We start from the raw sequence: 1,828 nt of genomic DNA on the forward strand, positions 1-1,828 counted from the left end.
GCCGGCGAGGAGACAGCTCGCAATAGTGGCTGCATTCCTGCAACTGGTTCTGCGGGTGCGTCTCCTGGAAGTAGCCCCGGCCGATCTCCGCCGAGGGGATCTGGGCCGCGATGGCCAGCACCGGCACGCGGGAGCGGTGCGCGTCGAACAGGCCGTTGATCAGGTGGAGGTTGCCCGGCCCGCAGGAGCCGGCGCAGACCGCGAGATTGCCGGTCAGGTGCGCCTCGGCGCCGGCCGCGAAGGCGGCGCTCTCCTCGTGGCGCGTGTGGATCCAGGCGATCGAGCCGTCCTGGCGCAGGGCCTCGGTCAGCCCATTGAGGCTGTCGCCGACGACGCCGTAGATGCGCTTCACGCCGGCCTGCGCCAGCGCCCGGACGAACAGATCGGCGACCTTCGTGCTCATGGTGTCTCGCTCAGCTGAGAGGCCCCGACGGATGGTCCCGGCGGGTTCAGGCGCCGGCCAGTCCGTGGCCGGTCATGGTCTTGGGATCGCACACCGCGTCGAAGCGCTCGGCCGGAACGCCCTCGGCCAGGGCGGCCTCGCGCAGCGTCGTACCCTCGTCGTTGGCGCGGTGGGCGATTTTGGAGGCGAGGTCATAGCCGATCACCGGCGACAGGGCCGTGACCAGCATCAGCGACTGGTTCACGGTCTCGTCGATCCGCTTCCGGTTGAGCTCCGTGCCCGCGACCGAGTAGGTCCGGAATTTCTCGCAGGCATCGCCCAGCACGCGGATCGCGTGCAGCGTGTTGTTGATGATGATCGGGCGCATCGCGTTCAACTCGAAATTGCCCTGCGCGCCCGCGAAGGCGACCGCGTTGTCCTCGCCGATCACCTGAATGCAGACCATCACCATGGCCTCGCACTGGGTCGGGTTGACCTTGCCGGGCATGATCGAGGAGCCCGGCTCGTTGGCGGGCAGCAGCAATTCGCCGAGACCGCAGCGCGGCCCCGAGGCGAGCCAGCGCATGTCGTTGGCGATCTTCATCAGCGCGACCGCGAGCCCGCGCACCGCCGCCATGGCGGCGACCATGGCGTCGAGGGAGCCTTGGGCGGCGAACTTGTTGGGCGCCGTGACGAACGGCTTGCCGGTCAGCGCGGCGATCTGGCCGGCGATCTCCGCGCTGAAGCCTTCCGGGGCGTTGAGGCCGGTGCCGACCGCGGTGCCGCCGGCCGCGAGCTTGTAGAGCCCGGCCCGCGACGCCGCGACTAGGGCCAGCGCGTCGCGCATCTGCTCCACGTAGCCCGACCATTCCTGGCCGACCGTCAACGGCGTCGCATCCTGAAGATGAGTCCGGCCGGTCTTGACCACATCCATCCAGGCCTGCGCCTTCGCGTCGATCGCGTCGGCAAGGGCGTGCGCCTGCGGGAGGAGCACCTCGTCGAGTTCCAGCACCGTCGCGATGTGCATCGCGGTCGGGAAGGTGTCGTTCGACGACTGGCCCATGTTGACGTGGTCGTTCGGGTGGACCGGGCTCTTGGAGCCGAGTTCACCGCCGAGGAGCTGGATCGCGCGGTTCGACAGCACCTCGTTGACGTTCATGTTGGACTGGGTGCCGGAGCCGGTCTGCCAGACGTAGAGCGGATAATGCGCGTCGAGCTTTCCCGCGATCGTGTCGTCGGCGGCCCGAACGATGGCCTGCGCCCGCCAGTCCTCCAGGCGTCCGGCCGCGGCGTTGACCAGGGCCGCGGCCTTCTTGACGTAGCCGTAGGCGTGATAGACCCGCTTGGGCATGCGATCGTTGCCGATCGAGAAATGCTGGAGCGAGCGCTGCGTCTGCGCCCCCCAGTAGCGGTCCGCCGGCACGTCGATCGCCCCCATCGAATCCG

General features: G+C 69.0%; 2 protein-coding genes. Both read right to left on the minus strand.

Annotation, left to right across the window (positions count from 1 at the left end; all coding sequences use genetic code 11):
- Positions 1-403, minus strand: a 403-nt coding sequence (locus I53_RS29760) for a thiamine pyrophosphate-binding protein (protein WP_043357930.1), incomplete at its 3' end; no start/stop codon positions are given.
- A gap of 46 nt (positions 404-449) precedes the next feature.
- On the minus strand, positions 450-1,828 hold a 1,379-nt coding region (gene fumC, locus I53_RS29765; RefSeq protein ID WP_043357932.1), incomplete at its 5' end, for a class II fumarate hydratase.

Origin of the sequence: Methylobacterium sp. B1 (genome assembly GCF_000333255.1) — a bacterium.
Lineage (GTDB): Bacteria > Pseudomonadota > Alphaproteobacteria > Rhizobiales > Beijerinckiaceae > Methylobacterium > Methylobacterium fujisawaense.